Origin of the sequence: Huijunlia imazamoxiresistens, assembly GCF_037132455.1 — a bacterium.
GTDB lineage: Bacteria > Bacteroidota > Bacteroidia > Chitinophagales > Chitinophagaceae > Flavisolibacter > Flavisolibacter imazamoxiresistens.
On sequence record NZ_JBBBEI010000091.1, the window covers coordinates 1 to 1,147 of the forward strand.

Sequence of the window (1,147 nt, forward strand, 5' to 3'; positions counted from 1 at the left end):
TATACTTTACAAGGGATAAATTAGTGAGTTCTGGTTATCAAAGAATTGGAACTTTAATGGCATTAATGTTTTAAGTTCCTTTTTGAAATTTTGGTTGATGTCCTTAAAAAAGGATTCAATCGCCTGGTGAAATGCTGCAGGCTTTTCATAATATCTGGCATAAAGGATTTTCTTTTTGGCAAACTTCCATAGCCGCTCAATAATATTAAGATTGGGCGAATAAGGAGGCAGAAAAAGCAGGGTGATGCCCAAAGACTTAGCCGCAGCCATTACCAGTTGGCAACGTTGGTAGCGGGCATTGTCCAGCACGATATAGATGGGTTTACCCCTGAAATGACTTTTGAGCTGCTTTAGGAATTGCACCAGCGTATCGGCTGTGATGTAGGTGGTATTAGTCAGGGTGACCACCTTTTTGCTGATGGCATGAACCACCCCCAGTACATTGATTCGGTTCCTGCCCGAGGCCGCTTTGATAAAGATGCGGGCCACGCACCACAGGCAACACAGAAAAGGCTGGAGCATAAAATGAGCGGCATCCAGGAACAGCAGATGAATCTTTCCCTTCCTGGCCTCTTCTATGGCGGGCTGTAAGTGTTGCTCCATCCAGCTGTGCTGCTGCTCATTGTCAGCCTTTGCTGGTACATGGCCGCACTTGATGAACTTCAGGCCATGCCGGCTCATAAAGCTGCGTACCTGTTGCTCACTGCGTTCTATACCGGTGAGTTCTTTGATACGATCGGCCGCTTCCCGGGCGCTATGGGGCGGCTGCTCGCTGAAGCAGGACAGGATGGAGGAGGATTTGCTTTCCAGCTCGCTTTGGTTGGTGCCGTAGTTATTGCTGAGCAGGCCCTTATATCCCTCATCCTCATAGACCTTGATCCAATGGGCCACGGTGTTGGCGTGCAGGCCGGTAATAAAGCCAATTTCCTGGTTGGAATAGGAAGAAACAGCCTTTAAATAAACCGAAAAAATCCTTTTTTGAACCATGGGTTGAGGATATGCATAACGTTCGTAACTTAGTTTTTCAATGTCAGCGGGCCTGATGTTGAACTGAAGAGCGGGCATATGTTTGTTGTTAGCACTACAAAATTGCCCCTCTTTTTTTTATGCCCGCTCAACTCACAATTTTACCCCTTACCGAGTATAG

1 protein-coding gene is annotated in these 1,147 nt (G+C 46.8%); it reads right to left on the minus strand.

The features are described 5' to 3' along the window. Positions 1-6: 6 nt before the first annotated feature. On the minus strand, positions 7-1,065 hold the full coding sequence (locus V9K67_RS26995; protein WP_336728237.1) for an IS630 family transposase: 1,059 nt from the start codon (positions 1,063-1,065) through the stop codon (positions 7-9). Between the last annotated feature and the right edge of the window lie 82 nt (positions 1,066-1,147).

Coding starts and splice junctions, on each gene's coding strand:
- V9K67_RS26995 (WP_336728237.1), bottom strand. CDS start 1,065: ATGCCCGCTCTTCAGTTCAACATCAGGCCCGCTGACATTGAAAAACTA.